This is a genomic window from Rosistilla oblonga, from assembly GCF_007751715.1.
GTDB classification, from domain to species: domain Bacteria; phylum Planctomycetota; class Planctomycetia; order Pirellulales; family Pirellulaceae; genus Rosistilla; species Rosistilla oblonga.
In genome coordinates this window covers 2,082,333-2,102,530 of sequence record NZ_CP036292.1, presented here as the reverse complement: position 1 = coordinate 2,102,530, position 20,198 = coordinate 2,082,333, and the positions used below count along the sequence as shown (strand labels likewise).

Genomic DNA, 20,198 nt, shown 5'->3' with positions numbered 1-20,198 from the left:
CGAGTCCCAGCGATTTGGCCTGATGCAAAAGGACTCGTAACCTCGTCCACTACGCTTCGTTGAACGGGATTGGTGGTAAACGCCAGACGATCGATCCGATTGCCCGCGGCGGTCTACTTAGCCGCTGCGGGTTGGCTTTGTTCGACGTGCTGGAGCACGCGATCGAAGAACGCTTTGTGGATATGTTTCGGAGCGTTGTGCCCCATCAAAGGTTCACTGATCATCGTCTTCTCGCCTAACAAGGCGTTGTACGCCGCGTAACAGCTAGTCGGCGGACAGGTGACATCGACAAAACCGACGCTCATGATCGCGTCGGCTTTGCAGCGCGAGGCGAAGTTGACCGAGTCGACGTATCGTGAAGCTTCCAGTGCCGCCGGTTCAGGTTTTCCATCGGGCCCGTTGGGAACCAGTTTCGGCCAGCCGTTGACGCGGCCGGCGACGTTTCCGGTGTGATCGCAGATCGCCGGCACGCCCGACGCGATCAAGGTCACGCGTGGATCCAAACCGCCAGCGACCAACGCTTGCCCGCCCCCTTGGCTGTGACCGATCACGATCACTTCGCGGCCGTTCCATTCCGGTTGCATCGTCAGAAAGTCGATCGCGCGAACCAGTCGCAGGAACATCCCGCGGAAATAGATGGTGTCGCGACTGTCGCGGCCGGCATAACGATAGTTCTTCAGCGGACCGCCGCTCTGTTGAGCGTAGAATTCAGCGGGCTTGCCGTTGGGAATTCCGTGAGCGTTGATGTCCATCGACAGCATCCCCGCGTTGGCTCCTTTGGTTGCGGCGTACAGCGACGAACTTCGCACGCCCGCTCCATGAACCCACAGAATCGCAGGCAAACTCTTCTCTTCCGCCCCTACAGGTTTGGCAAAATACCCCGAGACCGGAGCGCCGCCCAAGCAGGGAACTTGAACGTCAAAGCAGGCGATTTTGTTGTTCTTCTGTTCGACTGGCGTCAGCGTCGGCGTGATCTCAACTTCGGCTAGCTGCTTTTTCTGGTCGGCCCAAAAGGCGTCGAAGTCATCCGGGACCGGCATGCTCGGCTCGATCTCAGTCGGCGAAAACGCGAGCCCCGCCAACCTGCGAATCGGCTTGCCCTCGGCTGGCGTGTAGGTGACTTGGCAACGCAAGACATTCGGTTTGTCCGACTTCACCGCCACGCGAACTGGCTTTCCATCGAGCGAAGCCTCGCCTTCGGGATAACCTCCGCTTTTGCCGCTCCGCAAAAAATCGTCGACCACATAGGTCAGCTTGCCGTCGGTGACAGGCTGGTCGCCGCGTGTCACGGAGATCACAAACGCGGCGGCCTCTCCCGAATCGTAGATCGCATCGTCGCGATCGGCGGCGACACTTACGGCGTAACCTTCGGCGGCAGCAAGCGAAGCGGTGGAGAGAAAAATGGGTAGAGCGAACGCGAGCAGCATGGCATGGCTGCGGAGAGCAGAAAATCGACGCATGGCGTAGTTCCAGGTGGGTTGAGTGATGGTGGTGGGAAGATTTTTCTTGCGGGTGGTCGATTATAGCCAGCGAATCGTGGCAGTATCGCGGCCGTGCAAATTTTCTCTTCCGCGACACGCTGGATTCGAGCGAGGTTGCCGACGCTGCGTTTACCTATTGCGGATGTTTGGCAACCCACCGATATGCGGTACAATCGATCGCCGCCGAATTCCAATCTTCCAACACCGAGTGAACCGATGTTTTCGATCAAGTTTGTAATCCGTTTCGCCTTGGCATGGCTTGGACTTTTCGCATTGCCAGCGTCTGCCGAGACGCGACAACTGGAATTGCACGCCGCTATCGAATCGGGAGCGGTGAGTGTCCGGATCGAGTTTCTCGGCGGGGCGTTGGGGGATCGCATGAAGATCTACCTGCGGAAGCAAACTGCCGGAGACCTGCAACTGAAGGTCACGCCCGGTACGCTTTTTCTGCCTCAAGGGGGCGACGTCCAGCGTCTGGCGGCGGTTGGACTGAAGGGAAAGCTGACGGCTCAGGGAACCTATCGCCGCACCGCCGCGATCGAACTGAACGACTCCAGCGAGCAGGGCTTTCTGACTCAAGTCGTCTGCATCGACTACCATAAAAATTCACCGCCGGCCGGTCAGGCGTTTATCACCGGCGCTGTCGAACCACGCTGCCAGCGGATCTTATCGGTTCGTGGCGACCTTTCGATTTGGGCCTACCAATCGGCGATCTGGATCGATCGGGCCGGTGTCTCGCCCAGCAAATTGCAAGCAACATTCCAAGTCGCCAGCACCGACCTGCAAGCCGCAGCCGATCTATTGAAAGAGGCCGAAGCGGCCGGCGCGGCGTCGCTTGCAGAGGTCGATGTATCGGTCGAAGCAAAAGCATCCGCTCGCGGCATCTTCTCCGCCGATCCCGCCGTTCGGGCTCAGGCCCATGCGGAAGTGCAAACCTTAGACCCCGCCGATCGCGCCAAGCTCGATGCCTTGCTGAAACTGAACGTGTTGCGTGGCGGCAAACTGCCGACGGCGGAGGAGCTGCGTGCGGGGAGCACATTGGAGAGTCTGATCCCGGCGGGAATCGAGCTGCCAAAACTCGAGATTCCCCAGTCGGTCGACGACATCATGGCGATGGTCGATGCGATCCGCCAACAGGCCGCCGACGGACAGGCTGGCGATAAGATTGCCGATCTCGCGAGCCTGAAACTGCTGCCGCATCTGGCGGGGCTAAAGGCGCGGCTGCCGCTGTTGAGGATCGCTGCGGCGCGAGCGATAGCAAACGTAAAAGATCCCGTCGCAGTCGAAGCTCTGTTGGTCGCCTTGCAAGATCGCGACGCCCGCGTCCGCGCCGCCGCAGCCGCCGGACTCGAGAAACTGACTCAACAGAACTTTGGCGACGACACCGAAAAATGGACAGCTTGGTGGCAAGAGGCCCACGTTTCGTTTGAATAGTGTTTCCCCGTTCCGCACGCGGTCGGCTGAAGCCTCGACTCCAGCGCCGCCAAACATAAATCGTTTAACCGCGCGGGCAACGCCCCGCGCGGCTTCGGCTAAAGCCTCCACTCCAGCGCCGCCGCGCATAAATCGTTTAACCGCGTGGGCAACGCCCCGCGAGTTTTCCAGCGATGGGAACTTGAGGTTCAACGCGCGGCCCACTGGGGACGCGGCGAAACGATTTAGGAACCTCTCCTCCGCTGCATGCGGCACGTCGCGCGATTTGTAGTTACGATAATCGTCGACACTTTCCCCCACCCCCAACGTTGCCAGTGGGCGATTCGACACCGCTGTCGCTGGCGATCCAACCGTTTTGAGAGCCGATGAAAATCAAGCTGCTGCCAATCGTTATCCTTCTCGTTTGCAATCCATTTCGCTCCGGCGAGACTTCGGCGGAAGAGACGTCGACGTGGAAATATACTCCCGCGGCGCTGCAACCGTTTTGGGCTGGCGACCGAATCGAAGGGGAGTCCGTGCTGTTTGTTCGCGACGCAAAAACGGGAGAGGCTCGCGGTTCGCTTCTGTTTCCGATCGCGGAGATCGAATCGGTGAAGAGTTCATCGGGCAAGATCACCTATCGCGAGGGAACCGATTATCGCTTCAAACCGGGCACGCGCGAGATCGTTGTTCCCGCCGGATCGCAGATCGTCACAACGCTCCCCGAAGAACTACGTCGGCCGGCGAAATCGCAGCGACATCAACTGACGCATCGCGATGGCAACGGCGAGATCCTGTTTGGTGCCACATTGGAATATCACCAGATGCAAACGCTGGTGACTTACAAAACCTCGGAGAAGAACTGGCCCGTGGCGGCGCCGAAGTTCGATCCGGCGGCGTTGCCGACCACGATTGGAAAGCTGCGCGATGAAAAACCGTTGTCGATCGTGTTGCTCGGCGACAGCATCTCCACCGGCTGCAACGCTTCGGGCTGGGGAGGGGGCGCGCCCTTTCAACCCGCTTACCAAGATCTGTTGCTGCAGCATCTGAAGACACAATATTCGCCCAACATCACATTGACCAATCTGTCGATCGGCGGCAAAGCGACGCCGTGGGGCGTGTCGATGATCGATGAGGTCGCGTCGCACAAGCCCGATCTGGTGATCATCGCTTTTGGGATGAACGATTCGGCAGGCATCTCCGCGGAAAACTACGGCAAGTACACGGCCGAGATGATTGCCAAGACGCGAGCCCAGTTGCCCGAGGCTGAGTTCATTTTGGTCGCCACGATGCTTGGCAATCGCGACTGGATCCGCTTGAACCACGATGTCTTCCCGCAATACCGCGACACCCTGGCATCGCTCTGCGAACCCGGAGTCACACTTGCCGACATGACCAGCGTTTGGGAAGAGTTTTTCAAACGTAAAAAGGACGCCGATCTGACCGGCAACGGAGTCAACCATCCCAACGATTTCGGGCACCGCGTCTACGCTCAAGTCCTTTCGGCGCTGTTGGTCGATTCAGAATAAGCTCACCAAGGTTCACTCGATGAAAAGGCGGACGATGAAACTCCATTGCTTGGCGATGTTTGTCGCTATTTTGCTTGCTCAGTCGACTCCATTGCACGCCGACACCGAAGCGGCCACCGCACGTCGGCTTGAAGCTTTGGGAGCAACTGTTGTGATCAAAGCCGATCGGATCGTGGAACTATCGTTTCGCGACAGCAAGCGATTGGAGAGCCAGCAATGGCAGGAGATCGGCAGCCTGACTCACTTGAAAAAGTTGACTGCCTACGGCGGAGCAAAGGGTTTGAACGATGAGACCGTTGGATTTTTGGTGGGGCTGCAAGAATTGGAGTCGCTGTCGCTCGACGGCGCACAGTTGAGCGACGCAGGACTGGCGAAGCTTGCCGAGTTAAAACGACTCAAGCGTGTTAGCTTCTTTCATCTTTCGTTTCGAAAGGAAGGCTTCACAGGAGAAGGGTTTTCCGCTTGGACCGAACTGCCCGACCTGGAGAGCCTGACCGTGGCGGGGATGTCGATGGGAGATGACGGTTTCCGCGCCATCGCCACGCTGACCAACCTGCGGCAGCTGCGCACCTGGCACACCTACCGGACCGAAGCAAGCAATGCGGAGATCGCCAAGCTGCCCCGTTTGACGACGCTGAAGCTAGGGCAGCGATTGCCGCAGCGAGGCAATGCACCGCTGAGCTTAAGCGATGCATCGCTGGAAACTTTGACGCAAATCAAGACGCTCGAAACGCTGGAGATCGGTGAAGCCGATTTCCACCTGCCAGCGCTGCGACAGTTAACGAAACTGCCTCGCCTGAAACGGCTGAAGATCGATCGGACCTACCTCTCGGCAGCAGACATCGAAGCGCTGAAGTCAGCTTTGCCCGGAGTGCAGATCGGCTTTGAACCCTTAATCGAAGATCAGCGTAAGAAGCTCGACGCGTATCTCAAGTAAGCTACTTGCCACCTTTGAACTTCCAATGTTCCGAGGGCTGATGCGCCGACAACATGATCGCTTTTGCTTTGGCGACGAGTTCGGGATGCTCTGCGGCGACGTTCTTCTGTTCGCCGCGATCGCTGGGTAGATGATACAGCTCGATCTCACCTCGCTGCTTCTTGTTCAGGTTCAACTGGACAGCTTTCCAGTCGCCAAAACGAACCGCTCGCTTGCCGCCACGCTCATGAAATTCCCAGTACATGAATTCGTGAGGTTGTTGTTTATCGTCATCGCCTAACAGCGTGGGAACCAGCGAAATACCGTCGATCGTGTCGGGAGTCTTGGCTTCCGCGAGCTCGCAAAAGGTTGGCAACATATCCCAGTGAGCGGAGATGAGATCGGAGGTCGAACCGGGCGAGATCTTGCCGGGCCAACGGGCGATCAGCGGAGCGCGGATGCCCCCTTCGTACAGATCGCGTTTGTAGCCGCGGAACGGTCCGTTGCTGTCGAAGAAGTCGGGATCGTGACCGCCTTCGCGATGCGGACCGTTGTCGCTGCTGAGCATTACGATCGTCCGCTCGTCCAGATCGAGTTCTTTCAACAGCGCGATGATTTGATCGACTTGTTCGTCGACCAGCGTCATCATGCCAGCAAACGCAGCGATTGGATTTTTCACTTCGGGACCGGCATACTTGCCGATCTTGTTTTCAAACTCTGGAAACTTCTCGCGGAACGGAGCGATATAGGACTCCGGCGCATGCATCGCAGCGTGCGGAATCGCGACGGGGAAAAACGCAAAGAAGGGCTGGTCTTTGTTCGCGCGAATGAAGTCGAGCCCCTCGTCGCCGATCATCGTGGCGGTATAGGTCTTGCCGTCCAAGGGAACGCGTTGGCGATTCTTCCAAAGATGGTCGGGATAATAATTATGAGCTTCCCGCTGGCAGTTGTAGCCGTAGAACAGATCAAAATGTTCGGCCGGATCGCTCGCCGATCCCGGCCCGCCGAGCCCCCACTTTCCAAATGCGCCGGTTTCGTATCCGGCTGCACTCAGCAAACGCGGGAGCGTCACGATATCGGCTGGCATCGGCGCTTGGCCCTCCGGCTTGATCTCGCGATTCCCACGGACATAAGCGTGCCCGGTGTGAACACCTGTCATCAGACAACAGCGCGTCGGAGCGCAGACCGTGCTACCGGAATAGTGCTGCGTGAACTTCATCCCCTCGGCCGCCAGTCGATCGATGTTAGGCGTTTCGAATTTCTTTTGCCCATAACAGGATAGATCGCCGTAGCCCGCATCGTCCAACAAGATGTAGACGATGTTGGGATGCGGCTGATCAGCCGTTGCGGCGAGCGCTGCGAGAGGGACGATCCAAAGTGTCAGCAGCAAAAAAAGAGGGCGAGTTTTCATCGGCATGAAGAATTTCGTGGGGTGATACAAAAAAAATTCCGATCGCGACGGCCACCGCGAACCGACATTGACTGATACCAGACGGGGCCACTGATGATTGCCCAGTCTAGCATAGTTGTTGACGCGACGGATCGCATCTCGATTGCCAGCGGGCGAGCCAGGTTTTAGACTTGCGCATCGATCCGCCGGCGGCGCCGGATGCTTTCCACACTGATTTTCGAGCCTCTTGTCCAACGAGTCCCTTCCGAATGAATGGCAACGAAACCTTTGATCAACTTGCGAAATTCACACGTGAAACCGCACTGCTCGAATCGATCAGCTACACCCTGGAATGGGATGAGCGAACGTACATGCCGACCGGTGGCCGCGCCTACCGCGCCGATCAGGTGACCTATCTGGCCGGGATGGCTCATCGTCGCCGCACCGATCCGCAGATGGGAGATTGGATTGCGGAATTGCAGCAGAGTGAACTGGCGGGCGATCGACACAGCGACGCGGGGGCGACGATCCATCGCATCGGTCGCGATTTTGAGCGGGCGTGCAAGCTGCCTCAGGATCTGGTCGAAGCTCTTTCGCGAGCCACCGTTGTCGGGCAGCAGCGATGGGAAGATGCTCGCAAAGCGGACGACTTCGCAGCGTTCTTGCCCGCCTTGGAAGAGATCATTCGCCTGAAGATCGAATCGGCCGAGCGATTGGCCGACGGCGGCAATCTTTACGACGCGTTGTTGGATGAATACGAAGAAGACGCCAAGTCGGAACAGTTGACCGAAGTCTTTCGCGATCTGCGCAGCGAATTGGTTCCGTTAGTCGCAGCGATCCGCGACGCGAAGACTCAACCCAACACCGATCTGCTGCGACGAAACTTTCCCGTCGACGCACAGCGTAAGTTTTGCATGCAGGCAGCCGAAGCTGTCGGTTTCGATTTCACCCGAGGCCGATTGGACGAGACCTCGCATCCGTTCTGCACCAGTCTGGGACCAAGCGATTGCCGAATCCTAACGCGCTACGACGCGCATTGGTTTCCGGGAGCGTTGTACGGAACGCTACACGAAGCGGGACACGGGATCTACGACCAGGGACTGCGTGGCGACCAGTTTGGTTTGCCGCCGGGAACGTACGTCTCGCTGGGAATCCATGAATCGCAATCGCGGATGTGGGAGAACATGGTTGGTCGCAGCCTGCCTTTCTGCCAGCACTTTTATGGTGAACTGCAGCGGACCTTTCCCGAAGCGTTGTCGGATGTCGACGTCAACGCCTTCCACTTCGCCGTCAACACGGTCGAGCCGAGCTTGATCCGCGTCGAAGCGGACGAAGTGACTTACAACCTGCACATCATCATCCGCTTTGAACTGGAACAGGCATTGATCTCCGGCGACCTGAAACCCAAGGATCTGCCCGATGCTTGGAATCAGAAGTATCAGGAATACCTGGGGATCACGCCGCCGAACAACGCCGACGGCGTGCTGCAAGACGTTCACTGGAGCGCCGGCCTGCTCGGATATTTCCCAACCTATACGTTGGGCAATCTCATTGCCGCCCAGCTGTTCGACGCTGCTGGCGAAGCGCTCGGCGATCTCGACGCGATGTTCGGCAAGGGAGAGTTCACGCCGCTGCGAAGTTGGCTGAACGAAAACATCCATCATCACGGACGCGTCTATTCGCCAAACGAATTGGTCCAACGAGCGACCGGCAAACCAATCACATCGCAACCATTGGTCGGCTACCTGAAACGCAAGTTCGGCAGCTTGTACAACCTTTGATCGCGCAGCGACTGGGACCAGGCACCAACGCTCAGGGCTGATCAGTGTTTGTGCTTAGGCAAATTAGCCGCCACGCGTTAGCGTCCGGTTCTCCAGGTAAACCGGACGCTAACGCGTGGCGGCTGATACCTCAAATTGAAACACTGAATAGCCCTGCACCAACGCTACGGCGGCTTCGAGACCGTCGTAGCGAAGACTGAATTTAGGTCCTGCGAATGTCCTGCAGTTCGGACGGAATCCATTGTGACACGTGATGGGGGAGTCGACTATAATCGGCGGATCGATTTTTTCGTTCTCCCACCGGTCCTGGCGCCCCCGATTCAACTATGAACACTCTTCCCTTCTGTCGCAGTTTGGGCGTCGTTGCCACGCTGCTTCTCACAACACAAATCGTCGCCGCAGTGGAATGGTCTCAGTTCCGCGGCACAGCTGGCGACGGGATCGCCGACGTGACGCACGCTCCGACGCAGTGGAGCGAGACGGAAAACGTGATTTGGAAGACGCCCATCGCCGGCAAGGGCTGGTCTTCGCCGGTGGTCGCCGATGGCAAGGTCTGGATGACGACGGCGATCGAAGAGCAGGCCACCGAAGAGGAGCGGATCGCAACGCTGGAGCGATTGGTAGAGAACCCTCGCAGGTTTGGCGAGTTTCGTCTGGCCAAGTCGATCACGTTACGATTGGTCGCTGTCGATCTAGCGACGGGGGCACAGGAGATGGAAATCGATCTGGTTCGGCTGGACCAACCCGATCCCATCCACACGATTAACAGTTACGCATCGCCGACACCGGTTATCGATGGCGACAACATCTATTGCCACTTCGGAACGTTTGGGACGATTTGCGTCGATCGAAAAAAGGGGGCCGAAGTGTGGCGAAAGCGGTTGCCGCTGGAACATGGCGTCGGCCCGGGCAGCTCTCCATTTGTCTACAAAAACGCGTTGGTCCTGATCTGCGATGGGATGGACCAGCAATACGTCACGGCCTTGGATAAGTCGACGGGTGAAACGCTGTGGCGAACCGATCGCCCGCCGTTGGATGCGGCATCGGGAGAGCAGAAGAAGTCGTACGATACGCCGATCGCGATCATCGACGCTGCGGGCCGCGAGCAATTGATCTGCATGGGGTCGCAGTGGTTGGTGGCTTACAATCCGACCGATGGCAGCGAGATCTGGAAGGTCCGTCATGGGAAGGGATTTTCGGTCGTGCCGCGGCCGGTTTACGGCGACGGCACAGTTTACATCTCGACCGGCTTCGGAAAGCCTCAGTTGTGGGCGATTCGTGTCGACGGCAGCGGCGACGTGACCGACACCCATGTCGCATGGGTCGAGAAGAAAGGGATTCCGGCCAAGCCATCGCCGCTGTTAATCGACGGCGAACTGTACGTGATCAGCGACGATGGGATCGCCAGCTGCTTCGACGCCGCCAGCGGTGAACTGGTCTGGAAGCAGCGTGTCGGAGGCAAATATTCGGCGTCGCCGCTGATGGCCGCAGGCAAGATCTATCTGTGCAGCCACGAGGGAAAAGTCTCTGTTCTGAAGCCGGGCCGCGAATATCAGCTGTTGGCTGAAAACCAGCTCGACGGCCAACTGATGGCTTCTCCCGCAGCGCTCGGCGATTCTCTACTGATCCGGTCCGACACCGCGCTCTACCGAATTGCCGAATAGAGCCGCCGCGACCAGCGGAGCGCAGGGCGCGGCGGAAACGGAGCGTTTCAGCAACTAGAACAGCTCTCGCATCGAACGGAGCGCGACCGGTTCGCGGCTGGCAAATGGTTCGCCGTATCGGCAGCCGACCGCCTTGCCCCAATAAGCGGCTTCGTCGCGCAAGCGGTCGATAAACGTGGGCGGTGCCGGATCGCGGCCGACGACAAACTGACTCTGATACGCTTCGATCGACTTCCGTTTCGTCTCCCATTGATCGGAGATATCGAGAATGAAATCGGGCTGCGGGGTCAGCTTGAGATGGACGCAGTAGTAGTAATAGATGCGTTCGGGATGATACGGCTCGCCCGGCATCTCCGTCTTGCTGAGCTTGGACCAAAAGCGAGCCGCTTCGACAAGCGCCGTCGCCGCGATGTGATCCGGATGAGCATCTTCCCAGTAGGGAGCAAACAGCCAACGGGGCTTGGTCAAACGAAAGATCCCGGCGATCAGTTCGCGAGCCGCCAGGGTCGGTTCGAGCGATCGATTGGGAAGGCCCGCGTTGTGACGCCAGCTGAGGCCTAGGGCCTTGGTCGCCGCAGCGGTCTCTTCGCGGCGAGTTTCCGGCGAACCAAAAGGGGTCGGTTCGCCCGAGGTCAGATCGAGCACACCAACTTTCAAGCCCTCGGACAACATCTTCACAATGGCACCTCCCATGCCGAGTTCAGCATCATCGGGGTGAGGTGCAATCACCAAGGCATCGAGCTTGGGAGGGTTTTCGATCATCGAGGATTTCCTTTTTCGAGCTGATGAGGGAGAGGATCTTGGCGGGAAACTCAGCGGCAAACCGCCCAGCCGCCTGGAATCATCGCGAGCGTGCGTTTAGCATAGACGTCCGCTCACCAGGAAACTGTCATATTCAAACGCAATTCGCAAGCAGGTGTGGATGATCGACGTTGCTTTTTCGACTGCCCAACGCTTGCAAGCGAACATGGAGAAGGTGGTCCTCGGTAAGCCCGAAGTCGTGCGGTCGCTGTTGATCGCGGTGCTAGCGGGAGAGCATGTGCTGCTGGACGACGTGCCGGGAGTCGGTAAGACGCTGGCTGCCAAAGCGCTCGCGCGAAGCCTGGACGGCGTCTTTACTCGCGTCCAATTCACGCCCGATCTGCTCCCCAGCGACATCGTCGGCAGCAATCTGTATCGCACCGACCTGCACGAATTTGAGTTCAATCAGGGGCCGGTTTTCGCCAACGTCGTATTGGCTGATGAGATCAACCGAGCTCCACCCCGAACGCAGAGTGCGCTGTTAGAAGCGATGAGCGAAGGGCAGGTTTCGATCGACGGCACGACGCGCCCGCTGCCCAAACCGTTCACCGTCGTTGCGACGCAGAATCCTATCGAGTTCGAGGGGACGTATCGGTTGCCCGAGAGCCAGCTGGACCGGTTTCTATTGCGGACCAGCGTCGGTTATCCGCAGCCCGACGTCGAACGCGATGTGTTGCGATCGCACTGCGATGGCGAACCGGTCGAACAGTTGTCACCGGTGGCGACTTGCGAAGAGGTTTTGCAGAGCCAAGAGGCGGTGCGGAGAGTCCGTTTCGAAGACTCGCTGATCTCGTATCTGTTGGCCGTTGTCGATGCAACGCGGCAGAGCGAAGATCTGCAGGTGGGAGTCAGCACGCGGGCAGCGCTCAGTTTTTTCCGCGGCTGCCAAGCACGAGCCGTCTGCATGGAACGCGACTACGTGGTTCCCGACGACATCAAATCGCTAGCGGTTCCCGTGCTGTCGCATCGCGTCGTCTTGAAGGACAGCTTTATGACGGGCGATCGTTTGCGAGCCGAACAGATCGTCGGCGAGATCGTGCACCGGGTGACTGTCCCGGTCTGATTGCGAGCGGGCCGATCGAGCCGATCGAGCTGGCCTTATCGCAAGCGGTTTGCGAGGCAGGCGAGATGGGTCTTCGCCAAGGCAGCTCGCGCCACCATGCCGCTGCGTTCCGCTGCATCGGCTAACCTGCTTAGCAGTTCTTCATAGACCTCTAAATCGTCGCAGCCCATGTCCCAACCGGCGCGATAGTAGGCGTCGTAGGCCTCGGCCCAACGCTCATCGCTAGCGGCTTGTTCTGCGATCCGCATCCAGTAGTTCGTGACGCGGCTTCGCAGCCCTTGATCCTTGCTTTCGCGGAACAGCCGCAGATAGGAATCGTGCTGCAAATCGGCCCCCAGTTCTTGCAAACGGGCAGCGGCGAACTTGCCTTCGGACTCCCGAAACCAATGCGTGCGGAAGCGGACCGATTGATCGGCAAACGACGAACAGCGAAGCGAGTTGCGGTACGCAGCGATCGCCGCATCGGGACGCCCGGCACGCTCTGCAGCCCAGCCGAGGATATCGCTCGCCCAACCGAGGTCATCGCGTTTGGCAACGACGGCGGTGGCGTGCGCGATCGCCACATCCCAATCCTGGCCCCGAAGGTCTTCGCTGTCGCAGCCGAAGTGATCTGCAAGACGCTGCAAAACCGAAGGTTGAATCAAGTCGTTATCGAACAGCCAACGAATCGCATCCTGGTCCCACTGGATTCCCAGCTCTCGCGCCGCCCAGGGTTCCAGTTTCTGACGCAGCAAACTGTCCAAAGCGGCTAAGGCTGATTCGCCATGCACGGCAGTCGATGCGACATCGTGCTGAATCATCAATTCGCCGAGCCCGGGGATCTCATCGGTATCGCCCGATTCGTCCAACAGCAGCTTGCCGATCGCCGCCGGAAGATGATCTGCAGCCCAGCCGGGGATCGTCGCCGGACCGGATTGTTGAGCGAAGTCGGCAGCGATGTTGGCGTAATATTGACGGCGGCCGGGCAGGCGGCTGCGGAGGCTATCAAACGCAACAGCTTCGGCCAGCGTTGCTCCCCACGGCATCCAGTCGCCCCCGCCGTGATACCAATGAATGACTTCGGCTACCGAATTGTCAGCCCCCACGCGTAGGCACAACCAATCGCCATAACGATTGCCTACCAACGGCAGGGAATCGGGGAGCATGAACCCGGGCCAGATGAAGTCGGGCGTTTCGCACAGAAGCTCCGAGGGCGAGACTGGTTGGTCAAATTCGCCCCCTTGGTCGCGAAGCCATATCTCCCGAGCAAACCAATCGACCAGGTCCGCCGAAAGCGTAAACCGGTAGCGATCGCTAAGAGCGCAACACCAATGATTCGGTTCGTTTGTCAGGGCAGTAGAGTGGGTCAAAGAGAGCTTGCTGTTCAATTGGAAACGAACCGTTGGGCACCAACAGGTTTGTACAACTCGCGAACGGGACTTCTCGAGGCCTTATAAATCTAACATGAAAGCAATCGTCGCGAACAGATACGCTGCAAATTTGGCGCGAAAAAGTGCCACAACCAAACGACCTAAAGGCAAACAAATACCCCAAGCCAGAGACTCGGAACGCTCCTCCCACGCCGGAAAACTCCGCAGCCAAGCCTCAGTACCCGGGCGACTCCAAACGCCACATCCGATCCCTGAGAGCCGACGCACCAACAAAAACGGCTCGGAAAACTTTGCCGTTAAGCAGTTTCCCGAGCCGTATCAAATGACATCAGCGAGGCGTCGCCGCCTCAAATGGCCAAGCGTTTAGCGAGTCGTTGCCTCTTCGGTGCGATTGAACAACCACAACAGGGTTGGCGATGCAACGAAGATCGAACTGTACGTACCAACGATCACACCGATGGTCAACGCAAAGGCAAAGCTGTGGATTCCTTCGCCGCCGAAGGCATACAGCAGAACCACAACCAACAGCGTCGTGAGCGAAGTCAACAACGTTCGGCTGAGCGTTTGGTTGATGCTGGTGTTAACCATCTCCGCGGTCAAGTTCGGGCTCTTGCCACGCACTTCGCGAATCCGGTCGAAGACCACGATCGTATCGTTCAATGAATAACCGATGATCGTCAGCAGAGCCGCCACAACAGCCAGGCTGATGCGGAACTCATCGATCAACAAGAACCCGAGGTAGCGAGCAGCCCAGAAGCTGACAGCGATCGCCCCCAGAGTGATCAAGACGTCGTGAACCAAAGCGACAACGGCAGCGAAGCCAAAGGCGACGCGTTGGAAGCGGAACCAAATGTATCCCACGATGAACACCAAACTGGCCAACATCGCAGCGATCGCACGGCGGGTCATGTCGCCGGCGACGCGGCTACCAACCTTGCTCGACGACAACCAGATCGGTCCGGCATCCAGTTCGCTCTTCAATCCGTCGAGGACCGCCGTTGCGTTGGCTTCTGGCAGATCGAGAGTTACCTTCCACTGCGCGAATCCCATGTTCGATTCGTCCGACCAATCCTCGCTGCCAGCACCTTGAGGCACAACAACGATGCCTTCCTCTTGCAGCGGAATCTCTCGGGCTGCAGCAGCTTTGACAACTGCGGCGACCAACGCGTCGTGGTTGATCTTCGCGTCGTTTTGGTCACCACCAGCAACGCCCAAGGCGAGCACTCGCGTGGTCGATTCGGTCTTCGGCTTCTCTACAGCAGCCGAGATCGAAGGTCCTTCGCCAGCCGCAGCTTCGGTGGCTTCTTCTGCAGCGGTGTCAGCGGCAGTTGCGTCAGCCGCAGCTTCGCCATCGGCGGTGTCGGCTGGAGCGTCCGCAGCGTCGTCTTGCGGGCGATAAGCAACCGTGCGGATCAACGACGCATCGTTGCGACCAATCTGTCCTGTCGCTTCCGCTTCAGGTGCTGGAGCGGCATCCGCATCGGTGATGGCAGTTTCGAAAGTAACCAAGTCCAGATCGTCGGAAGCTTCGAAGCCCTCGCGGATGCGTTGCTTCAAATCGTCGACGTCTTCGACCGAGGTGTAGATCGCAAAGACGCGATTCTTCATTCCCGCCATGTCGACGCTATTGAGCGAAAACTGGATCTTCGACTCGGGATCGGTGTTTAGGCTGCTTTCGACGACTTCGCGAACCTCGTCCGATTCGGCGTCGGATTGCAACCAGAACGTGACCGAGGTGCCACCGGCGAAATCGATATCGAAAATCGAACCGCCGCGATAGGCCAACGCGATCACACCCGCAATCATCAAGGTCGCGGAAAGGAAAAAGGCAGGAACGCGTTTTCCAATGAAGTCAAAGTCAGCGTTGCCGGTAACCGCGGTCCGAATCGAGGTCACGACATCGGACATTCCCAACGAGACGCGGCCCCAACGCTCTGCGATATCGAAGAACGTTCGCGAGACGTAGATCGCCGTGAACATACTGAACAGAATTCCCAAGATCAACGCGACGGCAAAGCCGCGGATCTGATCGGTACCAATTGTGTACAACACGATCGCCGTGATCAACGTCGTCAAGTTCGCGTCGACAATCGTGGTCGTCGCTCGACCGAAACCATTGCGAATCGCCATCCGCGGTGCAGCCCCGCGACGCAATTCCTCGCGAATCCGCTCGAAGATCAGGATGTTCGCGTCGACCGACATACCGACGGTCAACACAAGGCCAGCCAAACCAGGCAGCGTGGCGGGTTGATTGATCAAAATCATCATCGCCAAGATCATCGCCAAGTTCAGCAGCAGAGCGAAACAGGCGACCAGACCGGCGAAGCGGTAATAGACTCCGATGAAAAACAGCACCAAGCCAAACGCCGAGATGATCGACCACTTGCCCTTTTGGATCGTGTCGTCGCCCAAAGTCGATCCGATCTGATTCTCGCTGATCGGTTGTTTGCTGAGCGCCGCAGGCAGGCGACCGGCTCGCAAGATGCCGACCAAGAAGTCGACTTCTTCACGCGAGAAGTTTCCGGTGATCTGACCGTCGCCATTGATCGGCGAGCGGATCACAGGAGCCGACAGAAGTTTGTCATCCAACACGATCCCCAAGCGTCGCAAGAACGATCCGTCGGGGGAGTTGTTCATGGTGAGAACGTAGAAGCGTTTCTTGCCCGCAGCGTTTAGGGTGAACCGTACCGCAGGATTTCCTTGACCGTCGTGATCGCTGGCGACGATCGCCAGATCTTCACCGGTGATGTCGTATTCTTTTTCGATTCGCATCAGTACGTCGATGTCTTCGATCCCGTTTTGGCTGAGCCATTTCACGAGAGCGTTTTCACCCTGCAGTCCCTGAGGCGTGAGCAGCGTTCCGGTTCGCGAATCGCGAATGATGTCGCCGGAAACCTCGACGCGAAACGGACGCAAACCGCCGAGAATCTCTTCGCTCTCGCGGTCGACTTTGACCCACTGGCCAATCACCTCACCGGCATCGTCTTTAACGACGTCCGAGAGCGTTGGGCCGGCGGCGCGAACGGTTTCGATCAAACCCAAGTGATCGCGTTCGTTGGCGACGATCGCAAATCGCAACATACCAGCGGTTTGTACTTTGTCTTTGATCTCGTTAACGCCCGATTCCTCGACGTTGGGAACGATGATCTCGATCTGGCGGTCGCCGTAGGGGCGAATCACGATCTCTTGCGTACCGCTAGGGTTGATCCGCTCGGTCAACGCACCGACCAATTCTTCGGCCGTCACCCGCGAGGAGGGATCGTCGCTTGCACCGCCGCCGGCGGTCGGATCGATCTCATAAACGAGGATCGTGCCCCCCTTGAGGTCGACGCCATATTTCAGCTGTCCAAATGTGATCGTTACCACCGAAGCGGTGATCGCAAACAGAACCACGCCAATTCGAGTGCCGTAGTTGGGCATCCGCAAGCTCTTGGCCAAAAACGCCCCCACCAGGAAGGGGACAATCAGAACGGCCAACATGATCGCAATGATACCGATCTGCGTGCCTAACTTGCCGGGTTCGGCTTGTGCTAAAAGAGTTTCAATCACGTTTAGATCCAACATCGAATCGATTTCTTGTTTGGTTGAGATTAGCGAACGGTCAGCGGTTCGCCCGGCGATAATCAATACGGCTAACTACGGTTTGACGCTTTTGTCGTCGTCATCGGAAATCACTCGCGAGACCGCGCTGCGGTTGACGTGCAGCCGCGTGTTGTTGTTCTCGTCGACGCGAATCACTACTTGGTCCGATTCGGTAATGTTCACGATCGTCCCATGAATTCCGCCCACGGTGACCACGCGGTCGTTCTTTTTCAGAGCCGCCAGACGCTTGGTCAGCTCGTTGCGATTGCGCCGCTCCGGAAGGAGTACCATCACATAAAAAAGGACAACCAAAATCGTGATCATACCGATCGGATTAAAAAGGATTTGCTGCCAAGCCGGCCCCTCTACGGGGACCGCGTCCTGGGCCAACAATCCAATTCGATTCCCAATCGGGACCATAAATGTCAAAAATTGACTCTCCAGCACTTCCGGAGTCCTTCCAGCTGATGGATGCTAGGTTCGATGTCCGACCTAAAAATCCGGTCGAGCGACACTGTTCGGCACGCCCCGACGTTGCTCCTTCGCACCGCGCAAGATGGGCGGGACAAAGAACCAACGACCGATTGACCGATCCTTAATCGGGGCATAATAAGACCTTACGAACACGCTAACAAGCCCACAATTCCTTATGCCGCACGTCGCTACCGCCGATCCGCTGCCGCTCCCCACCTGGCCCCCAACCAGTCCCGCAATCGTCGATTCGATCCGGCAAGCAGCCGAATCAGGGGACTGGGGGAAATACGCAGCACAGGCATCCCGCTGTCTCGCCGATCGGTTGGCCTCGCGGTTCGCTGTGGAGCACGTTCGGCTGTGCGCCAGCGGTACCGCAGCGGTCGAATTGGCGCTGCGAGCGGTTCAGGTCCGTCCCGATTCGGAAGTCATCCTCGCCGGCTACGACTATCCCGGAAATATTCGAGCGATCGAGGCGGTGGGAGCCAAGCCGGTGATCGTCGATACCGAACCAGGGCGATGGGTGATCGATGCCGATCTGGTCGAACAAGCGATCGGCGAATCGACGACAGCAATCCTCGCGTCGCATCTTTATGGCGACCTGTTTGACGCCAAGCGGCTGCGGGATCTGGCCGATCAGCGGGGGATCGCCCTCGTCGAAGATGCCTGCCAAGTGCATGGTGCCTCGCTGACGGGGAAGCCCGCTGGATCGTGGGGGCATGTCGGAGTGTTCAGTTTCGGAGCGTCGAAACTGATGACCAGCGGATGCGGCGGGGCGTTGCTGAGCTCCGACGACCGGATCGCCCAGCGAGCGACGTTGGCAGCCGAGCGTCCAAGTGGTATCGCTCCGCTGAGTGGCCTGCAGGCAGCAGCCTTACTGCCCCAATTGGCGACTCTGGACGAATGGAATGCGCAGCGGAGGACCGCGGTCGCACGGCTGAAGCAACTCCTGGCGGGAAGCCGAATCTGGCAATTTGCGGAAGCGATGCCCTACGAATCGGAGACCACCTATTTTAAGGTCGCTTGGTTTCTGCCGGCTGGCGTCTCGCGGGATTCGGTGATTGCGGCGGGGCTGGCCGCAGGGATTCCGCTGGGGACAGGCTTCAACGGTTTCCTTCGCCGAGCCCGCCGCCGCTACCGGACAGTTGGTGATTTGTCGCAAAGCGAAATCTGCATCGACCGCAGCGTCGTGATGGATCACCGCGTCCTACTGGCCGATCTCGACGTGATCGACACCATCGCCGAACGGTTGCTAGCGATCGAGCGAGATCTTCAATCGAAGGCGGACGCCTGATCGATCGCTTTCGTTTCGCCGCACAGGCCGTGTCGGCGATAGCTCCGAGTCGTGTTAGGCTGGAAACGCGGACAGTTAGCGAAATCGGGAACCGAGGAGATTGGACAACTTGAAAGTTCTGCTGAGCAATGACGACGGAATCCAAGCAGAGGGGATCCAGGCGTTAAAGAGGGCGCTGCGACGAACGATGGATGTCGTCGTGGTCGCTCCAGAAACGGAGCAGAGCGAATGCGGGCACCGCGTGACGACCAAGCGTCCGTTGATCGTAAAGCAATACGGCGAAGCCGAGTATTCCGTCGACGGTTCGCCCGCCGACTGTGTCAGGGTCGGGTTGCTGGAACTCGCCCCCGAAACGTCGCTAGTGATTTCAGGAATGAACCACGGCGGCAACGTTGGTGCGGACATCTGGATGTCGGGGACTGTTGCAGCGGCTCGCGAGGGCTATCTGCGCGGTCGCTGTGGAATCGCCGTGTCACAGGTGCGACGACAGGATATCCGCGACGATTGGGATCGATCCGCAAGGTTCGCCTGCGAAGCGATTGCGTTTGCGATCGAGGAGTCGAAGCTTGCGTCGACGCTTTGGAATATCAACCTTCCTGCCGTTGATACCGCAGCAATTCCCGCAATGCAATGCTGTCAAACCGACCGCACTGTCCTTCCACTAAACTATCGTAAAACGGCTGATGGTTACCAATTCGAAGCCGATTACCACGGGCGTCCGAGGACTCCCGAAGCGGACATCGACGTCTGTTTTGGTGGTCGAATATCGATCAGTCTGCTCGATTAGAGACCGATAGATACAATCCCGAGTCTGGTGCGCAGTGGCAACACGAGATCGATGTTGCTGCCGGGCGCTCTGGCTTGTCGCCGCACTTGGCGGCTAGCCCGGCAGCGATTGCCTGCCGGATTAACGTTCTTCCTTGGCATACACCGAGACGCGGTTGCGAGCCGAATGAACCAGGTCCATTGCTGGCATTGCACACGAGCCGAGCGATTCAGCTTCGACCTTGGGTTCTTCCTCGAAAACCGTCAGTTCGCCGCGGACGATGCGAACTTCGCGAGGGGCATCGACGCCGATCGTGACGCGATTACCCGAGATTCGATTGATGGTGATTGTGATGTTGTCACCGATAACCAAACGCTCGCCTTCTTTTCGACTTAAAACTAACATCTTCGTGATGCCTCCATTCCATGAGATTTTAATTGGCAAACCAGCCGTGCTGATTTCGCTTAACACTTCTGCAATCGGTATGCCGAGAAAGCGTTTCTAGCGAATTTGATCTTGTATTCGCAGGAAAATGTGCTTTTTCGCTCTTTTTGCTAATCTTAGGCCCTGTTGAGGCCGAGGCGCCTCGTTTGGGTGCCGCGACTTGCAAACCGAACTTCGCGTCTCATTCTGAGATGGTTTTCTCAGCCTGAGATATTTGTTCGGCGAGGAGCGTT

At 58.1% G+C, this 20,198-nt stretch carries 15 protein-coding genes; 8 read left to right on the top strand and 7 right to left on the bottom strand.

Annotated elements, in window-relative coordinates:
• Window positions 1-113 precede the first annotated feature (113 nt).
• A complete protein-coding gene (locus tag CA51_RS07485; protein ID WP_145119239.1) occupies window positions 114-1,460 on the bottom strand; it encodes an acetylxylan esterase in 1,347 nt (448 codons plus the stop codon).
• A 237-nt stretch (window positions 1,461-1,697) separates the two neighbouring features.
• Here CA51_RS07485 and CA51_RS07480 point away from each other — a divergent pair, with 237 nt between their 5' ends.
• From CA51_RS07480 to CA51_RS07470, 3 genes are all read left to right on the top strand, one after another.
• Window positions 1,698-2,915 (top strand): HEAT repeat domain-containing protein, encoded by a 1,218-nt coding sequence (locus tag CA51_RS07480; RefSeq protein WP_197451663.1) that lies wholly within the window; start codon window positions 1,698-1,700, stop codon window positions 2,913-2,915.
• A gap of 365 nt (window positions 2,916-3,280) precedes the next feature.
• Window positions 3,281-4,423, top strand: coding sequence for an SGNH/GDSL hydrolase family protein (locus CA51_RS07475; RefSeq protein ID WP_145119235.1), 1,143 nt, complete (start codon window positions 3,281-3,283; stop codon window positions 4,421-4,423).
• Window positions 4,424-4,457: 34 nt separating this feature from the next.
• Complete coding sequence (locus tag CA51_RS07470) at window positions 4,458-5,360, top strand: leucine-rich repeat domain-containing protein (RefSeq protein ID WP_145119233.1); 903 nt, start codon at window positions 4,458-4,460, stop codon at window positions 5,358-5,360.
• Between the two features lies 1 nt (window position 5,361).
• Here the strand turns inward: CA51_RS07470 and CA51_RS07465 are convergent, their stop codons facing one another.
• Window positions 5,362-6,750 carry an arylsulfatase gene (locus CA51_RS07465; protein ID WP_145119231.1) on the bottom strand — a complete coding sequence of 463 codons (1,389 nt, stop codon included), beginning with the start codon at window positions 6,748-6,750 and terminating at the stop codon, window positions 5,362-5,364.
• Window positions 6,751-6,998: 248 nt separating this feature from the next.
• Between CA51_RS07465 and CA51_RS07460 the strand changes: the two genes are divergently transcribed.
• Window positions 6,999-8,510: a carboxypeptidase M32 gene (locus tag CA51_RS07460; protein WP_145119229.1), complete on the top strand. Its 1,512-nt coding sequence runs from the start codon at window positions 6,999-7,001 to the stop codon at window positions 8,508-8,510.
• A gap of 326 nt (window positions 8,511-8,836) precedes the next feature.
• Window positions 8,837-10,174, top strand: coding sequence for an outer membrane protein assembly factor BamB (locus CA51_RS07455; protein ID WP_145119228.1), 1,338 nt, complete (start codon window positions 8,837-8,839; stop codon window positions 10,172-10,174).
• Window positions 10,175-10,228: 54 nt separating this feature from the next.
• Here the strand turns inward: CA51_RS07455 and bshB1 are convergent, their stop codons facing one another.
• The gene (gene bshB1 / locus CA51_RS07450) at window positions 10,229-10,936 is read right to left on the bottom strand and encodes a bacillithiol biosynthesis deacetylase BshB1 (RefSeq protein WP_145119225.1); all 708 of its coding nucleotides are present in this window, start codon (window positions 10,934-10,936) and stop codon (window positions 10,229-10,231) included.
• A gap of 205 nt (window positions 10,937-11,141) precedes the next feature.
• On the opposite strand from bshB1, the gene CA51_RS07445 reads away from it, so the two are divergent.
• The gene (locus CA51_RS07445; protein ID WP_145124060.1) at window positions 11,142-12,038 is read left to right on the top strand and encodes an AAA family ATPase; all 897 of its coding nucleotides are present in this window, start codon (window positions 11,142-11,144) and stop codon (window positions 12,036-12,038) included.
• Between the two features lie 35 nt (window positions 12,039-12,073).
• Here CA51_RS07445 and CA51_RS07440 read toward each other — a convergent pair whose 3' ends face one another.
• The 3 genes from CA51_RS07440 to yajC all read right to left on the bottom strand — a co-directional run bounded on the left by CA51_RS07440 (window position 12,074) and on the right by yajC (window position 17,410).
• On the bottom strand, window positions 12,074-13,387 hold the full coding sequence (locus tag CA51_RS07440) for an SMI1/KNR4 family protein (RefSeq protein WP_145119223.1): 1,314 nt from the start codon (window positions 13,385-13,387) through the stop codon (window positions 12,074-12,076).
• A 384-nt stretch (window positions 13,388-13,771) separates the two neighbouring features.
• Window positions 13,772-16,972: a protein translocase subunit SecD gene (gene secD / locus CA51_RS07435; protein WP_145119221.1), complete on the bottom strand. Its 3,201-nt coding sequence runs from the start codon at window positions 16,970-16,972 to the stop codon at window positions 13,772-13,774.
• Window positions 16,973-17,044: 72 nt separating this feature from the next.
• A complete protein-coding gene (gene yajC, locus CA51_RS07430) occupies window positions 17,045-17,410 on the bottom strand; it encodes a preprotein translocase subunit YajC (protein WP_231746171.1) in 366 nt (121 codons plus the stop codon).
• 229 nt (window positions 17,411-17,639) lie between these two features.
• Here yajC and CA51_RS07425 point away from each other — a divergent pair, with 229 nt between their 5' ends.
• Window positions 17,640-18,755, top strand: coding sequence for a DegT/DnrJ/EryC1/StrS family aminotransferase (locus CA51_RS07425; protein ID WP_145119216.1), 1,116 nt, complete (start codon window positions 17,640-17,642; stop codon window positions 18,753-18,755).
• Between the two features lie 109 nt (window positions 18,756-18,864).
• On the top strand, window positions 18,865-19,542 hold the full coding sequence (surE, locus tag CA51_RS07420; protein WP_197451662.1) for a 5'/3'-nucleotidase SurE: 678 nt from the start codon (window positions 18,865-18,867) through the stop codon (window positions 19,540-19,542).
• A gap of 120 nt (window positions 19,543-19,662) precedes the next feature.
• On the opposite strand, the gene CA51_RS07415 is transcribed toward surE, so the two are convergent.
• Complete coding sequence (locus tag CA51_RS07415) at window positions 19,663-19,992, bottom strand: carbon storage regulator (RefSeq protein WP_276528644.1); 330 nt, start codon at window positions 19,990-19,992, stop codon at window positions 19,663-19,665.
• Window positions 19,993-20,198: the final 206 nt, after the last annotated feature.

What these genes read in the sequence shown, in the direction of transcription:
- CA51_RS07485 (WP_145119239.1), bottom strand. Translation starts at nt 1,460, where the DNA reads ATGCGTCGATTTTCTGCTCTCCGCAGCCATGCCATGCTGCTCGCGTTC.
- CA51_RS07480 (WP_197451663.1), top strand. Translation starts at nt 1,698, where the DNA reads ATGTTTTCGATCAAGTTTGTAATCCGTTTCGCCTTGGCATGGCTTGGA.
- CA51_RS07475 (WP_145119235.1), top strand. Translation starts at nt 3,281, where the DNA reads ATGAAAATCAAGCTGCTGCCAATCGTTATCCTTCTCGTTTGCAATCCA.
- CA51_RS07470 (WP_145119233.1), top strand. Translation starts at nt 4,458, where the DNA reads ATGAAACTCCATTGCTTGGCGATGTTTGTCGCTATTTTGCTTGCTCAG.
- CA51_RS07465 (WP_145119231.1), bottom strand. Translation starts at nt 6,750, where the DNA reads ATGAAAACTCGCCCTCTTTTTTTGCTGCTGACACTTTGGATCGTCCCT.
- CA51_RS07460 (WP_145119229.1), top strand. Translation starts at nt 6,999, where the DNA reads ATGAATGGCAACGAAACCTTTGATCAACTTGCGAAATTCACACGTGAA.
- CA51_RS07455 (WP_145119228.1), top strand. Translation starts at nt 8,837, where the DNA reads ATGAACACTCTTCCCTTCTGTCGCAGTTTGGGCGTCGTTGCCACGCTG.
- bshB1 (WP_145119225.1), bottom strand. Translation starts at nt 10,936, where the DNA reads ATGATCGAAAACCCTCCCAAGCTCGATGCCTTGGTGATTGCACCTCAC.
- CA51_RS07445 (WP_145124060.1), top strand. Translation starts at nt 11,142, where the DNA reads ATGGAGAAGGTGGTCCTCGGTAAGCCCGAAGTCGTGCGGTCGCTGTTG.
- secD (WP_145119221.1), bottom strand. Translation starts at nt 16,972, where the DNA reads ATGTTGGATCTAAACGTGATTGAAACTCTTTTAGCACAAGCCGAACCC.
- yajC (WP_231746171.1), bottom strand. Translation starts at nt 17,410, where the DNA reads ATGGTCCCGATTGGGAATCGAATTGGATTGTTGGCCCAGGACGCGGTC.
- CA51_RS07425 (WP_145119216.1), top strand. Translation starts at nt 17,640, where the DNA reads ATGCCGCACGTCGCTACCGCCGATCCGCTGCCGCTCCCCACCTGGCCC.